Annotated in this window: 16 protein-coding genes and 2 pseudogenes; 11 read left to right on the top strand and 7 right to left on the bottom strand. The window is 62.3% G+C overall.

The features are described from left to right. Window position 1: 1 nt before the first annotated feature. Window positions 2–184, bottom strand: a pseudogene (locus tag NKI88_RS11080) (hypothetical protein); the annotation flags it as partial. On the opposite strand from NKI88_RS11080, the pseudogene NKI88_RS11075 reads away from it, so the two are divergent. After that, a pseudogene (locus NKI88_RS11075) lies at window positions 101–423 on the top strand (DUF1428 domain-containing protein). The pseudogenes NKI88_RS11080 and NKI88_RS11075 overlap by 84 nt on opposite strands. A gap of 7 nt (window positions 424–430) precedes the next feature. Here the strand turns inward: NKI88_RS11075 and NKI88_RS11070 are convergent. Continuing rightward, on the bottom strand, window positions 431–2,065 hold the full coding sequence (locus NKI88_RS11070) for a tetratricopeptide repeat-containing sulfotransferase family protein (protein ID WP_352655095.1): 1,635 nt from the start codon (window positions 2,063–2,065) through the stop codon (window positions 431–433). A gap of 204 nt (window positions 2,066–2,269) precedes the next feature. Further along, window positions 2,270–2,443 (bottom strand): hypothetical protein, encoded by a 174-nt coding sequence (locus NKI88_RS11065; RefSeq protein WP_352655093.1) that lies wholly within the window; start codon window positions 2,441–2,443, stop codon window positions 2,270–2,272. Between the two features lie 330 nt (window positions 2,444–2,773). On the opposite strand from NKI88_RS11065, the gene NKI88_RS11060 reads away from it, so the two are divergent. From NKI88_RS11060 to NKI88_RS11050, 3 genes are read left to right on the top strand one after another with little or no spacing between them, the layout of a single operon-like run. Beyond that, window positions 2,774–3,043: a hypothetical protein gene (locus NKI88_RS11060; protein WP_023672014.1), complete on the top strand. Its 270-nt coding sequence runs from the start codon at window positions 2,774–2,776 to the stop codon at window positions 3,041–3,043. After that, on the top strand, window positions 3,040–3,306 hold the full coding sequence (locus tag NKI88_RS11055) for a hypothetical protein (RefSeq protein ID WP_023711156.1): 267 nt from the start codon (window positions 3,040–3,042) through the stop codon (window positions 3,304–3,306). Before NKI88_RS11060 ends, NKI88_RS11055 begins: the two co-directional genes overlap by 4 nt. 37 nt (window positions 3,307–3,343) lie before the next feature. Next, complete coding sequence (locus NKI88_RS11050; RefSeq protein WP_023683725.1) at window positions 3,344–3,481, top strand: hypothetical protein; 138 nt, start codon at window positions 3,344–3,346, stop codon at window positions 3,479–3,481. Window positions 3,482–4,030: 549 nt separating this feature from the next. Here the strand turns inward: NKI88_RS11050 and NKI88_RS11045 are convergent. Further along, window positions 4,031–4,447: a Kazal-type serine protease inhibitor domain-containing protein gene (locus NKI88_RS11045; RefSeq protein ID WP_352655091.1), complete on the bottom strand. Its 417-nt coding sequence runs from the start codon at window positions 4,445–4,447 to the stop codon at window positions 4,031–4,033. A 484-nt stretch (window positions 4,448–4,931) separates the two neighbouring features. Between NKI88_RS11045 and NKI88_RS11040 the strand changes: the two genes are divergently transcribed. The 3 genes from NKI88_RS11040 to NKI88_RS11030 all read left to right on the top strand — a co-directional run bounded on the left by NKI88_RS11040 (window position 4,932) and on the right by NKI88_RS11030 (window position 6,329). Then, entirely contained in the window at window positions 4,932–5,144 is a 213-nt protein-coding gene (locus NKI88_RS11040) for a cold-shock protein (RefSeq protein ID WP_006202520.1), read from the top strand. Between the two features lie 354 nt (window positions 5,145–5,498). After that, window positions 5,499–5,711 (top strand): cold-shock protein, encoded by a 213-nt coding sequence (locus NKI88_RS11035; RefSeq protein ID WP_023672019.1) that lies wholly within the window; start codon window positions 5,499–5,501, stop codon window positions 5,709–5,711. 192 nt (window positions 5,712–5,903) lie between these two features. Beyond that, window positions 5,904–6,329 carry a BA14K family protein gene (locus NKI88_RS11030; protein ID WP_023672020.1) on the top strand — a complete coding sequence of 142 codons (426 nt, stop codon included), beginning with the start codon at window positions 5,904–5,906 and terminating at the stop codon, window positions 6,327–6,329. 68 nt (window positions 6,330–6,397) lie between these two features. On the opposite strand, the gene NKI88_RS11025 is transcribed toward NKI88_RS11030, so the two are convergent. The 3 genes from NKI88_RS11025 to NKI88_RS11015 form a co-directional block, all read right to left on the bottom strand. Further along, window positions 6,398–7,036, bottom strand: coding sequence for an MBL fold metallo-hydrolase (locus NKI88_RS11025; protein WP_352510485.1), 639 nt, complete (start codon window positions 7,034–7,036; stop codon window positions 6,398–6,400). Between the two features lie 229 nt (window positions 7,037–7,265). Continuing rightward, window positions 7,266–7,580, bottom strand: a complete 315-nt coding sequence (locus NKI88_RS11020) for a hypothetical protein (RefSeq protein ID WP_023686110.1) — start codon at window positions 7,578–7,580, stop codon at window positions 7,266–7,268. 145 nt (window positions 7,581–7,725) lie between these two features. Continuing rightward, window positions 7,726–8,619 carry a branched-chain amino acid aminotransferase gene (locus tag NKI88_RS11015; protein ID WP_352655089.1) on the bottom strand — a complete coding sequence of 298 codons (894 nt, stop codon included), beginning with the start codon at window positions 8,617–8,619 and terminating at the stop codon, window positions 7,726–7,728. A 244-nt stretch (window positions 8,620–8,863) separates the two neighbouring features. On the opposite strand from NKI88_RS11015, the gene NKI88_RS11010 reads away from it, so the two are divergent. From NKI88_RS11010 to NKI88_RS10995, 4 genes are all read left to right on the top strand, one after another. Continuing rightward, the gene (locus NKI88_RS11010; RefSeq protein WP_023817578.1) at window positions 8,864–9,397 is read left to right on the top strand and encodes a MarR family winged helix-turn-helix transcriptional regulator; all 534 of its coding nucleotides are present in this window, start codon (window positions 8,864–8,866) and stop codon (window positions 9,395–9,397) included. Then, on the top strand, window positions 9,384–10,103 hold the full coding sequence (locus NKI88_RS11005; protein WP_023672025.1) for a response regulator: 720 nt from the start codon (window positions 9,384–9,386) through the stop codon (window positions 10,101–10,103). The genes NKI88_RS11010 and NKI88_RS11005 overlap by 14 nt, the downstream gene beginning before the upstream one ends. 74 nt (window positions 10,104–10,177) lie before the next feature. Continuing rightward, window positions 10,178–11,593, top strand: a complete 1,416-nt coding sequence (locus tag NKI88_RS11000; RefSeq protein WP_023672026.1) for an ATP-binding protein — start codon at window positions 10,178–10,180, stop codon at window positions 11,591–11,593. Between the two features lie 222 nt (window positions 11,594–11,815). Continuing rightward, window positions 11,816–12,838, top strand: a complete 1,023-nt coding sequence (locus NKI88_RS10995; RefSeq protein ID WP_023683722.1) for a glycosyltransferase family 4 protein — start codon at window positions 11,816–11,818, stop codon at window positions 12,836–12,838. Window position 12,839: the final 1 nt, after the last annotated feature.

Genomic DNA, 12,839 nt, shown 5'->3' with positions numbered 1-12,839 from the left:
CACCGCTGACAAAGCTCCTCACCGGCTGACGCCGGTAAGGAGCTTTGTGAGATACTCCAAGGAGAACCTGATGTCCTATGTCGATGGTTTCGTGCTCGCCGTGCCGAAGGCAAATAGCGATGACTACAAGAAGCTGGCCAACCTCGCAGGCCCGATATGGAAGGAACACGGAGCGCTCGCCTATGTCGAATGTATCGCCGACGACGTGCCGTATGGTGAGTTGACCTCGTTTCCGCGTGCCGTTCAAGCAAAGACGACGAGATCGTCGTCTTTGCTTGGGCCGTCTATTCGTCCAGGCAAAGCCGCGACGCGGTAATGGCCAAGGTGATGGCCGATCCCCGTTTGACACCCGATTTGGGGCCCATGCCCTTCGATATGAAGCGCATGATCTTCGGCGGCTTCCAGCCCTTGATCGAGCTTTAGCCGCTGCTCAGGCCAGCTTGTCCAGCAGCGGCTTCAACCTGTCGCCATAGCGCTTCCAGAGATCGACCGAGCCCTGATACATCGGCTGGCGCACCTGCGCGGCCGAGGCCGTGCGCACCGGGCGGTCGGTCTCGTGGAACGACAGCGCCTTGTCGTCCCAGGACAGGCCGAGATGCCCGATCAGCGCCCGCGTCTGTCCCTCCTGGTCGGCCACGAAATCCTCGTAACGCACGTCATGGACGACGCCCGGCAGAACATCGTGCCAATGCGCCATGATGTCGGTGTAGATGTTGTGGAAATCGGCGAGCTCGCCCAGATCATAGCCGTAGCGGTGGTTGTCGCCGCGGAAATGCACCTTGTAGATCGAAAGGCAGGTCGCCGCCGCATCGCGCGCGCAATGGATGATCTTGGCTTTCGGCAGCATCATATGGATGAAGCCGATGAGCAGGAAGTTGCCGGGCATCTTGTCGGTGACATGCCTGAAGTTGGGATAGCGCTCATGCAGCATGTCGAGATAGGCTTGGCCCGCCTCCGCAAACTCCGCGTCGGATACATCGACCAGTCCCCAGGGGAAACCTCCCGGCATGGTCAGCGGAAATTGCTTGCCGACCGCGGTTTTCAACATGCTGAGCTCGCCCGCGCCATAGACTTGTGGATGGCTGGCGATGATCTGTTCGACAAGCGTGGTGCCGGAGCGCGGCATGCCGACGACGAAAATCGGCGTGTCGTCGGAGATTGCACTTGGCTTGTGCTTTTCGAAAAAGCCGGCGTTGAACACCGTCTTCATCGCCTCGAATTCGGCCCGCGTCCTGACCGGATCATAGTCGATGCCCTTGCGGCGGATCGCATTGCCTTCAGCGAAATAGTCGAAGGCCCTGTTGTAGTCCTTCAAATCGTCATTGGCCTTGCCGAGACCGAAGGACAGCTGCATGCGTGCCAGGCTGTCGGCCGGCGCCTTGGCATGCTGGGCCTCCATGCCGGCGAGTTCGGCGTCGCGCTCCTTCTGGCGCTTGACCTGCGTCAGCATCAGCCAGGCTTTTGCCATGCCTGGCGTGATCGCCAACGCCTGCCGGAACAGGTCGGCCGCCTCATCGAGCTTGCCTTTTTCCATCAGCCCGACGCCGAGCCCGTGCAACAGGTCGGCATCCCTGGGCCGGATCGTCAGCGCCTCGCGAAAGGTCGCCAGCGCTTCGTCCAGACGCCCGGCTTCCTGCAGCGTTTCGGCAAGCCCGATGCGGGCGCGGACATGGAAGGGATTGCGCCCGATTGTGCCGCGATAGATGTCCTCCGCAGCCTCCAACTGGCCGAGCTGTTTCAACGCCGAACCCAGATTATCGCGTGCCGCGAGCTGGTCGGGCTTGAGATCGACCGCGCCGCGGAAGAAATCGGCGGCCGCTGCAATGCGGCCTAGATCGCGCATCACCGTGCCGAGATTGTTGAGGAAATTCGGATTCTTCGGCTGCAGACGCACCGACTGCTCGATCAGCTCCAGCCCTTCGGGGCTGCGCCCGGTCTGGTGCAGCAGCAGGCCCAGGAAATGTGCTGCCGCCGGGTGGTTGGCCTTGCGCGACAGCACCTGCCGGTACAGCGTCTCGGCCTCCTGCCGGCGCCCGGCCTGATGCAGCTGCAGCGCCTGCTGCACATATTGGTCGAGGCCCAGCGGCGGCTGTCCGCCACCTCCAGCACCCGCCGCTCTTCTCTGATCTCTGTTGATGGGAAACCTGCCGTGTTTGTCCGCTTGCCGGACCTAAGGCATGGAAGAGACAGATTCAAGGGTGCGGCCGGATATCCTCTTCGTCCGGACAAGGTGGTGCGGCGCGGTTGAGACCCACGCAACCCAGCCCGGTCAAATCAACCGGTTGCTTTCGGCGAGCCGGCGCTCCCGCCGCTGCGTGCCGTCGGTGTCGGCAATCTTGCGCCGTGCCGCTTCGTCGCTTCTTATCGTCAGGCGCACTGACATTGACTTGGGGAAGAGGACGATTGGCTCGATTGTTGCGGTCGGACGATCCGGCGTTTTCATGAATCTCATATGTTTTGCCCTTTCGTAAAAATTAGTCTTAGGCACCGGAATAATTATTCCGGTGCTCTCTAAATAAGAAACTGGCTGATATTGTCCCACGATAGCAGATTTATTAGGGATTTATAGGAGAAATTTTTTATATCGGTCGAGCCGTGGCGGAAATCAGCTTGAATAACCAACAATTTCGGATTATTGATCTGAGATCGTTTTTTGGGTCAAGCTTGGCATATAGCGGCGTCGGAGATACTCGACCCGCCAAACTCATTCCAATCGCCGATGGTTGAGTTCCCGGTTGATGCCGGAAAGCATCGACGAACCAGAGCCAAGCCAATGCCGGATCGCACCACCCGTTCCATCGCCCATTTCGCGGCACCCTTCGTGCTTGGCGGGCTGGAAGGGCAACTGCCGGCCGGCGACTATGATATCGATCACGACGAAGAGCTGATCGAGGGCATGTCGCGGCTTGCCTGGCGTCGCGTCGCCACCTTCATCCATTTGCCGGCAAGGGCGGTGAAGAACCCGGCCACCAGCCAGCTTGTCGCCATCGACTACCTCGAACTCGAAACAGCGCTGAGGCGCGACCAGGAGAACGCAGCATGATCCGCTTCCAGCAGAATGCGCGTCCGCGCACCGACACGCCCTCGCACCTCTTCGCCATCGGCCAGACCGTGCGCATGAAGAGCCGCAGCGGGCTCGCCCAGAAGACCGCCGAGCTGTTTCAGATCAAGAGCAGATTGCCGGTCAAGGATGGCTCGCCGCAATATCGCATCCGCAGCGAGCAGGAGACCTATGAGCGGGTCACCACGGAAGACAACCTCGAAGTGGCGGACGCCCCGGCTGTCCCCGACAGCCCGGCCGTCTGACACCGCACCCACCCAGCACGTACGAAGGAGCAGACAGATGGCCAAGGGTCAGCAGCGCAGCAATCGCGAAACGCGCAAGCCCAAGAAAGACAAGGTGGTGGCCAAGGCCGCCTCCCCGTTCGGTTCCTCGGTCAAGCAAGCAGAGAGCAGCCTGAAGCCGAAGTCGAAGGGCTGACCAGGCAGGGCGCGCCTGGCGCACCTGCCGGCAATGGACTGACGATCTCGGACTGACGATCTCGCGCAAAACTCTGCAACGGAGGCTTGCTTGACGTTCTTCGTCGAGCCGCTCGCGCGACGTCGACGAAGCCACGCTCGACAAGGTATCGCTGGACGCGCCGAACCTGCGCGCCGCCCTGCAGGGCGCCACCGCGCTGTTCCACAGCCTCGCCATGCCGCAGATCCCCGACCGTCTGCGCATTTGCGACGAGGACGGCGCAGAGCTTTATGCCGGCCCGGCCGACGGGGCGTATTCGGCGTAGGCAACCACTCCGATCCGCGACCTTGCCTTCTCCCTTGGGGGTGAGAAGCGGTCCGCGCAGCAGACGAAAAGCCAATTGTTGGCTTTTCGAGTTTCGAACGCCCTGAGCCTGCGAAGGACCAAGGGTGGTCCGGTCCACCCGCCCGGTCCCCGCTGCTTCGCAGGGTCCCGGCATTCGCCGCCTTTTATCGTGCCAGTGGGACGGTATCGCCTCCGGCGGACTCACCCGACAGGGGAGAAGGAAAATCAGCAGGGGCCGTCCTCGACGACGCGGTAGTCGGCGGCACGGGCCTCGCAGGCGTTGGGAAAGGTGCGCAGCTCGCCATGGCGGCGGGCGCAGACCGGGGCGTATTCGCGCGTGCAGAATGTCGGCTCTTCGCCGCCACCACCGCCACCACCGCCGCCGTCGCGGCAAGGGCCGTCGCGAACGATGCGGTAGCCTTCCCGTTCGGCAAGGCAGGCATTGGCGAAGGTCTGGCGGTCACCGCGGTGCCGCGCGCAGACCGGCTCGTATTGCCTGGTGCAGAATTCCGGTTCCGGCCGTGGCGGGCGCGGACGTGGTCCCGGCCCGTCATCGACGACGACGGTGCAGGCCGCAAGAAGACCCGACAGGAAGAGAATAGTAAAACCCTGGCGCGAGAAGATCGTCGCAAGAAATCTCATGAATATGCCTCCCTCGAGACCCCCGTCCCCGGCGCAAAACGCGCCTGTCGATCCTCGCCATTCCCTTGCCAAATGCAACCCCCGTTTGCGGCGCGGGAGCCATGCGATGCCCGGCCCGCGCATTGGTTTGGCCCTGGACCAGACCGCTGGACCATGCGTGGCCGGGCTCTGGCTGATGAACTCTTAAGAACCCAGGTTTATCGAAGCGCCTTCGTTGGGATGCGTCGATGGACGCGGCCCGCGGCGCTATCTTGCAACTATCACGTTTCCGTGCGATAAATTTTGTGTTCGGGCATTTGCGACCCGGAGAGCGGAACGTTTTGGACGACCTTTCCCCGATACTGTGAATCTCTGACGGCCCCGTTTTCGGCGGGGGGTTTTACCATGCGCGAATGCAGGACTGCCGAAGCAACCACCGGGACTTGCCCACGATGCCAGGCGGCGGGCAAACCATAAGACTGACACGGGTGAAGGAGTTTCCCCAATGGCCCAGACCGGCACCGTTAAATTCTTCAACGCGACCAAAGGCTTCGGCTTCATCACGCCCGACGGCGGCGCCAAGGATGTGTTCGTCCACATTTCCGCGATCGAGGCCTCGGGCCTGCGTACCCTCGTCGACGGCCAGAAGGTCACCTTCGACGTTGAACCCGACCGCATGGGCAAGGGTCCGAAGGCGGTCAACCTCCGCGCGGCCTGAACCGGCGGTGCCCGCGCGCCCGCCAGGGGCGCGCAAAAAAGCACTCAAGCGTGTTTGAACCGGCTCTGTCAGAGCCGTCCAGAGTTTCGAAGGCGCGACGTTTCTGGTCGCGCCTTTTTCATGTCCGCCGTCGCCGCAGGCAAAGGACGCTCTACCGGTCCATGGCGTGGCTGATCGCCGGAGCAATCGTCTGGCGCGAATTGCCTTCGGTGCAACAATCTATTTGACCAGCCTTCAGCGTTGCCGCCCTGGCCAAAACTTTCTCTTGCCGATAGCGCTAAAATAAAGGACAAATTTCCCTTCGGGCATTTGCCGGCCCGAAACTGGACTTTATGGGATCAAAGGGAGCTTCCCATGCCGCAGACCGGCACTGTCAAATTCTTCAATCATGCCAAAGGCTTCGGCTTCATTACGCCCGACGACGGGCAGAAGGATGTCTTCGTTCATATTTCGGCCGTGCAGGCTTCGGGTCTTTCCGGTCTGGAGGATGGACAGAAAGTGACATTCGACACCGAGCCGGACAAGCGCGGCAAGGGTCCGAAGGCCGTCAACCTGTCGGTCGGCTAAGCCGGCTCAAGACAGTCCGGACGGAGATTGACGAGGCGGAGCGCCTTGCGTACGCGCTTGGTTTTGCCGCAAGAACTGGATCGTATCAGCCAATTCCGTTCAGCCCCCGTTCAGCCACGGTCTTCTATTAATCGTCCCCTAGGCTGGACCGCATCCCCGAAAACTATCCGGGCCGGCACGAAGGAGACCAAAATGAATCGCATTTTCAAGACCGCCATCCTGGGCGCCGCTCTCGCCGCGACCACCCTCGCCACCTTGCCTGCCGCCAATGCCAAGGACTGGAACCGCTGGCATCATGGCCATGGTCGTCATCATAATGGCGACGCGCTTGCGGCCGGTGTCGTCGGCCTTGCGGCCGGCGCTCTGATCGCCGGTGCGCTGAGCAACCCGCAGCCGCGCTACAGCAGCTATGACGACGACTATGACTATCGCGAAGTGCGGCCGGCGCCGGTGCGCCGTTACTATGCCGAACCGCGGGTCGTCTATGCCGACCGCTATGCCGAGCCGTGGACCCGCGATTGGTACGAATACTGCTCGGACCGCTACCGGAGCTTCAATGCCCGCAGCGGCACGTTCACCGGCAATGACGGTGAGCAGCATTTCTGCGTCGCGAATTGAGGCTTCCCTGCCCCAAAAAAAGCGCTGACCGCAAGGCCAGCGCTTTTTTTGTTGGCAGAAAGACATCGCTAAGTCAGGAAGGGATTGGTCCGCCTTTCCTCGCCAAAGCGGCCACCCGGGCCGTGGCCGCAGATGAAGCCGATCTCGTCGCCGAGCGGCAAAAGCTTGTCCTTGATCGAGGCGATCAGCGCCGCATGGTCGCCGCCCGGCAGGTCGGTGCGCCCGACCGAGCCGCGAAACAGCACGTCGCCGACATGAGCGAACTTCGCCGCGCGATTGTAGTATACGACATGGCCGGGCGCATGGCCGGGGCAGTGCAGCACCTCGAACATATGTGAGCCGAACGAAACCGTCTCGCCCTCTGTGAGAAACCGGTCGGGCACGCAGTTGCGCGCCCCGGCAATGCCGTAGCGCTGGCCCTGGTTCTCGAGATTGTCGAGCAATAGCTTGTCGGCTTCGTGCGGGCCGATGATCTCGATGCCGAGTGCTTCCTTCAGCTCCATGGCGCCGCCGGCGTGATCGATGTGGCCATGGGTGATCCAGATCGCAGCGGCGGTGATCGCATTGTCCTTCAGCACCGCCAGCACCTTGTCGATGTCGCCGCCCGGATCGACGACGACGCCATGCTTGTCATCCATGTCGAACAGGATGGTGCAGTTCTGCTGGAAAGGCGTGACCGGCACGATGCCGGCATTGAGCTGACCCATGATTGTCCTTTCGCTGGTCCAGAGTGATGTAGAGGCGTGGGCGAAGGCCGTCCACTGCTGAAAGGCAAACAGTCCGTCCCAAACAGAAATGGGCGGCCCAACGGCCGCCCATTTGACGAAGCCTGAGTCTCGGGCAATTCCAGGAAAAGTGTAAAGCGGTTTTCCGTCCGGAATTGCGTAAAACAACAAACTAGATCATTCGCCGTGAAACGGTGAATGATCTAGAGGCTTACTTCTTCATCGCGCCCATGACCGCACCGATGATGCCGGTCAGGATGGCGCCGCCGCCGGCGCCGCCGAGCAGGTTTTTGAGGTTCAGCGTATCACCCAATCCGCCCGCTGCCGTGGCAGCCGCTGCCGGGTCGGCCGTGCCGCCGAGCAGGCTGCCGAGGATCGCCGCGCCGCCGACGCCGCCAACGGCGCCACCGATGATTTTGGTCAGCTGGCCCATCGCCGCATTCTTCAGCGCAACGCCGACCGCCTGACCACCGACAACACCTGCAATTACCTGTACAACGAGCGCAATGAGCGTATTCGTATCCATGTACCTAGTCCCTCCATAGCTGCCAGCCTCCCGGGCCGACACCATCATGAGACGCTGAATTATACGAAAGTCAAATGCACAGATGCTGAAATAAAGGGGCCGGCCTCAAAACCGCCCCTGCTTGCGAAAAAAGCTGTGACTTTCGTTATTCTGCGGCTATCGCATGCTTAGGTTGCACCGCAGCAGAATAGTCGTTCATCAAAGTCTTGGCGATCTCGCCGACCTCGAATCGGTACGGACCGATCTCGGAGACCGGCGTCACTTCCGCTGCCGTTCCGGTGAGGAAGCACTGTTCGAAGCCTTCGAGTTCCTCAGGCATGATGGCGCGCTCGACGACTTCAAGGCCGCGGTCCTTGGCGAGGCCGATGACGGTGCGGCGGGTGATGCCGTCGAGGAAGCAATCGGGCTTCGGCGTGTGGATCTTGCCATCCTTGACGAAGAAGATGTTGGCGCCCGTTGCTTCGGCGACCTGGCCGCGCCAGTCGAGCATCATGGCATCGGCATAGCCCTTGGCCTCGGCGGCATGCTTGGACATGGTGCAGATCATGTAGAGGCCGGCGGCCTTCGACTTCGACGGCGCGGTGCGCGGATCGGGCCGGCGCCATTCCGCCAGATCGAGACGGATGCCCTTGAGCTTCTGCGCCGGGTCGAAATAGCTCGGCCATTGCCAGATGGCGATGGCGCAGTTGATGCGGCTGTTCTGCGCCGACACCCCCATCTGTTCGCTGCCGCGCCAGGCGATCGGCCTGACATAGGCGTCCTGGAGACCCTGCTTCTTCAGAAGCGTGGTCGAGGCGTCATTGAGCTCGGCCACGGAATAGGGAATATTGAAGCCGAGCAGGCGCGCCGATTCATGCAGACGCTCGGTGTGCTCGTTGAGCTTGAAGATGGCGCCGCCATAGGCGCGCTCGCCCTCGAAGACGGCGCTGGCATAGTGCAGGCCGTGGGTCAGCACGTGGATCTTGGCATCGGCCCATTTGACGAACTCGCCGTTGATCCAGATGAAGCCGTCCAGTTGGTCGAAGGGAACGGATGCCATGGAAACCTCCCGCGGGCGGCGACCCGCACATCATTGGTGTTGTTTTTGTTGCGCGACAGCCGCGTCGGGCGGCCCTTGAACCGTAAGCGGAGAATCGAACTCTGGCAAACTCAGGAAGTTCCGGAAAAACGGCACTCCCTTGCCTTTTCATTCGCATTCAGCCGAAAAGCTTGTCAAAAATTACCATTGCGGGGAAATTACGTCAATAGTACTGACATAATATCCCTCTATGGACGGAGAAATGATGACGGATCGAAGCCGAGCTGCCGGAAAACCGATCAAGACGCCGATCACCGACGAGGACGGCATCGACTTCGCCATCATCGAACTGTTCTTCTTTGCGTATCGCGATTTCACTTCCGATCCGGACCAGATCCTGGCCGATTACGGCTTTGGCCGCGCTCATCACCGTGTGCTGCATTTCGTCAACCGCCGGCCGGGACTGACGGTCGCCGAACTGCTCGACGTGCTCAAGATCACCAAGCAGAGCCTGGCGCGGGTGCTCAAGCAGTTGATCGACACCGACCATATCGTGCAATTGCAGGGTCCGCGCGACCGCCGCCAGCGGGAGCTCTATCCGACAGCCAAGGGGCGCGCCCTGGCGCTGGCCCTGGCGCGGCCACAGTCACGCCGCATCCGTGCTGCATTGGAAGATTCCGGAGCCAGCGAGCGTCCCTTGATCGAACGATTCCTGGAAGCCATGGTCAATCCGGAACTAAGGGCGCAGATCGACATTGTGCCTGCAAACATGTCAGGGAAAAGCCATGGAGACCATTGAGAGGGTGGACCAGCCGACGGCGCCGGACGATGACGCGCCGCATCTGCTTGTGGTCGACGACGACACCCGCATCCGCAATTTGCTCAAGCAGTATCTGACCGAAAACGGTTTTCGCGTCACTGTCGCCGGAAATGCCGGCGAGGCCAGGCGCAAGCTCGCCGGGCTCGACTTCGACCTCCTTGTCCTCGACGTCATGATGCCCGGAGAGACCGGCGTCGACCTCACCAAGGCGCTGCGGGCGGAGAAGAACGTGCCGATCCTGATGCTCACCGCGCTATCGGAAACCGACAGCCGCATCACCGGGCTCGAGGCCGGCGCCGACGACTATCTGCCCAAGCCCTTCGACCCGCGCGAACTGATCCTGCGCATCAATAACATTCTGCGCCGCGGCGGCCCGGCGACGACGCCCAAGGTCGAGCAGCTGGTCTTCGGCCCTTATACTTTCCAGATCGCCAGGCGCGAACTGAAGCGGGGCGGCGAGGCGCTGAAGCTGACCGACCGTGAGCAGGAGATCCTGGCGATTTTTGCCGCGCGGGCCGGCGAAACCATCCCGCGCCATGAGCTTGTCGGTGACGATTCGGAAGTCGGCGAGCGCACCATCGACGTTCAGATCAACCGGCTGCGCCGCAAGATCGAGCGCGATCCGTCCAATCCGGTCTGGCTGCAGACGGTGCGCGGTATTGGGTATCGGCTCAGCGTGGAATAGAATGCCGCTGACGGCCGCCCTTGGCCATAGATGTGTGGCCATCGACCAGCGGCCATTGACCAGCGAAAGGACAAATGGCGACCACGCAACTGGAACGGCCGGAACAAGGCGGCTTTGGCGCGCGCGTATCACGCGCGCTGAAAGCAATGCCGCGTGCCTGGAAGCGGTTCTGGCGGCTGGTTGCGTTCTATATGCCCAAGCGGCTTTATGCTCGCTCGCTGATCATCGTCATCGCGCCGATGATCCTTCTGCAGTCGGTCGTCGCCTTCGACTTCATGGAACGCCACTGGGCAACCGTGACGCAGCGCCTGTCGCAGGCCACCGTGCGCGACATCGCCGCGATCATCGACATGATCGAGACCTATCCGCACGATGGCGACTACGCGAACATCATCCGCATCGCCCAGGACCGCATGCAGTTGAAGGTCGACCTCTTGCCGCCCGACCCGTTGCCGGCGCCTGGACCCAAGCCCTTCTTCTCGATCCTTGACGACGTCCTTTCCACCGAGATCACCCGCCAGATCAACCGCCCGTTCTGGATCGACACGGTCGGCAATTCCAACATCGTCGAGGTCCGCATCCAGCTCGAGGGCAAGGTGCTGCGCGTCTTCGTGCGCCGCAGCCAGGCCTATGCCTCCAACACCCACATCTTCCTGATCTGGATGGTCGGGACGTCACTGGTGCTGCTGACGATTGCCATCCCCTTCCTTCGCAACCAGATCCGGCCGATCCTGTCTCTGGCCGAGGCCGCCGAAAGCTTCGGCAAGGGCCGGCCGATGCCGCGCGATTTCCGCCCACGCGGCGCCGAGGAGGTTCGCCGGGCCGGCTTTGCCTTCATCCAGATGCGCGAGCGCATCGAACGCCAGCTGGAACAGCGCACCGCCATGCTGACCGGCGTCAGCCACGATCTCAGAACCATCCTCACCCGCTTCAAGCTGCAGCTGGCGCTGGCCGGCGGCAAGCCCGAGACCAAGGCCGCGCTCAACCAGGACATCGACGACATGCAGTCGATGCTGGAAGGCTATATCGCCTTTGCCCGCGGCGAAGCGTCGGAAGATGCCGGCCATTTCGATCTCGAGGCCTATTTCCAAAAGCTCGGCGAGGAGGCGTCGCTGCACAAGCGCAAGCTATCGACCGTGCTTGCCGGTGATCCGGACGTGCATGTGCGCCCGCACGCTTTCGCCCGGCTGTTGTCCAACGTCGCCGGCAATGCCTTGCGCTATGCCAAGACGGTGGAGATCAGCGCCGATCACGGCCGCGGCTCACTCGTCGTCACCATCGACGATGACGGTCCGGGCATCCCGCCGGAAAAGCGCGAGGACGTGTTCAAACCGTTCGTGCGGCTCGACGAGGCGCGCAACCTCGACGCCAGCGGCACCGGCCTTGGTCTCTCTATCGCCCGCGATATTGCCCGCAGCCATGGCGGCGACATCATGCTGGAAGACAGCCCGCTCGGCGGCCTGCGGGCGGTGATCAAGGTGCCCGCCTGACCAAAGCATGATCTGGAAGGCGGGCTCGGCCAAAAACCACCTTCATCCGCCCGTCATGAAACCATGGTCAAGAGCGCGCATGAAGCGCGCGACCTCAGTTGATTCGGCTCAGCCGCCTTACTTCGACCTCGTGCCTGCCCGGGTGCGGTGGAGCGAAGCGAGGGCAGCCGGGCCGTACCGCTATCGCATCAAGGCAACCGTCGACCCGAGCAAAGGACCGCCATGCGCATCCTGATGGTCACCGACGCCTGGCGGCCGCAAGTCAACGGCGTCGTCCACACGCTGGAGCGGCTCACCGAAACGCTGAAAACCTTCGACGTTGCGGTCGACTTCCTGACCCCGAACATCTTTCGCACCTTGCCGTTGCCGACCTACCCCGACATCAGGCTGGCGCTGACCACGCCCGGTCATGTCGCGCGGCTGATCGAGGCTCGCAAGGCCGACCATATCCATATCGTCACCGAAGGCCCGCTCGGCATCATGGCGCGGCGCTATTGCCGCAATGCTGGCCGTCCCTTTACCACCAGCTATCACACCCGCTTTCCCGAATATCTCAGCGCCCGCCTGCCGGTGCCGGAGAGCTGGGCCTATCGCTGGCTGCGTGATTTCCACAATTCGGGACAAGGCACGCTGGTCGCCACCCAGTCGCTGGCGGAGGACCTTGCCTCGCGAGGCTTCACCAAGCTCAGGCCGTGGACGCGGGGCGTCGACACCGATCACTTCCGCCCGGACAAGAAGAAGGACCTCGGCTTTCCCGGCCCGGTATTCCTGTGCGTCGGCCGCGTCGCCATCGAGAAGAACCTGAGCGCCTTCCTCGATCTCGACCTGCCCGGCAGCAAGGTGATCGTCGGCGAAGGACCGGAACTGGCAAGGCTCAGGGCGAAGTACCCGCAGGCGCACTTCCTCGGCCATCGCCCGAACGATGAGCTGGCCGAGATCTACGCCTCGGCTGATGTTTTCGTTTTCCCCAGCCGCACCGACACGTTCGGCAACGTCATCATCGAGGCGCTGGCCAGCGGCACGCCGGTGGCCGCCTATCCGGTCACCGGACCGATCGACATTGTCGGCGACGGCATCGGCGGCGCGGTGTCGACCGATCTGCGCGAGGCCTCGCTCGCCGCGCTCAATGTCGACCGCGCCGAGGCGCGCGAACGCGCCATGCGCTACAGTTGGAAAGCCTGCGCCGAAATGTTCATGGACACGGTCGAAGAGGCGCTGAGCACAAGGCGCAAGCTGGCCGCCTGAC

Origin of the sequence: Mesorhizobium sp. M0317, assembly GCF_040321555.1 — a bacterium.
Lineage (GTDB): Bacteria > Pseudomonadota > Alphaproteobacteria > Rhizobiales > Rhizobiaceae > Mesorhizobium.
Note: the sequence above shows the minus strand (reverse complement) of the source record. Positions and strands in the feature narration are given on the sequence as shown.

Bases quoted from the DNA above. Each gene is read 5' to 3' on its own strand.
- NKI88_RS11020 (WP_023686110.1), bottom strand. From the start codon at position 7,580: ATGGATACGAATACGCTCATTGCGCTCGTTGTACAGGTAATTGCAGGT.
- NKI88_RS11035 (WP_023672019.1), top strand. From the start codon at position 5,499: ATGCCGCAGACCGGCACTGTCAAATTCTTCAATCATGCCAAAGGCTTC.
- NKI88_RS10995 (WP_023683722.1), top strand. From the start codon at position 11,816: ATGCGCATCCTGATGGTCACCGACGCCTGGCGGCCGCAAGTCAACGGC.
- NKI88_RS11015 (WP_352655089.1), bottom strand. From the start codon at position 8,619: ATGGCATCCGTTCCCTTCGACCAACTGGACGGCTTCATCTGGATCAAC.
- NKI88_RS11025 (WP_352510485.1), bottom strand. From the start codon at position 7,036: ATGGGTCAGCTCAATGCCGGCATCGTGCCGGTCACGCCTTTCCAGCAG.
- NKI88_RS11000 (WP_023672026.1), top strand. From the start codon at position 10,178: ATGGCGACCACGCAACTGGAACGGCCGGAACAAGGCGGCTTTGGCGCG.
- NKI88_RS11065 (WP_352655093.1), bottom strand. From the start codon at position 2,443: ATGAAAACGCCGGATCGTCCGACCGCAACAATCGAGCCAATCGTCCTC.
- NKI88_RS11045 (WP_352655091.1), bottom strand. From the start codon at position 4,447: ATGAGATTTCTTGCGACGATCTTCTCGCGCCAGGGTTTTACTATTCTC.
- NKI88_RS11055 (WP_023711156.1), top strand. From the start codon at position 3,040: ATGATCCGCTTCCAGCAGAATGCGCGTCCGCGCACCGACACGCCCTCG.
- NKI88_RS11040 (WP_006202520.1), top strand. From the start codon at position 4,932: ATGGCCCAGACCGGCACCGTTAAATTCTTCAACGCGACCAAAGGCTTC.
- NKI88_RS11005 (WP_023672025.1), top strand. From the start codon at position 9,384: ATGGAGACCATTGAGAGGGTGGACCAGCCGACGGCGCCGGACGATGAC.
- NKI88_RS11050 (WP_023683725.1), top strand. From the start codon at position 3,344: ATGGCCAAGGGTCAGCAGCGCAGCAATCGCGAAACGCGCAAGCCCAAG.
- NKI88_RS11010 (WP_023817578.1), top strand. From the start codon at position 8,864: ATGACGGATCGAAGCCGAGCTGCCGGAAAACCGATCAAGACGCCGATC.
- NKI88_RS11030 (WP_023672020.1), top strand. From the start codon at position 5,904: ATGAATCGCATTTTCAAGACCGCCATCCTGGGCGCCGCTCTCGCCGCG.
- NKI88_RS11060 (WP_023672014.1), top strand. From the start codon at position 2,774: ATGCCGGATCGCACCACCCGTTCCATCGCCCATTTCGCGGCACCCTTC.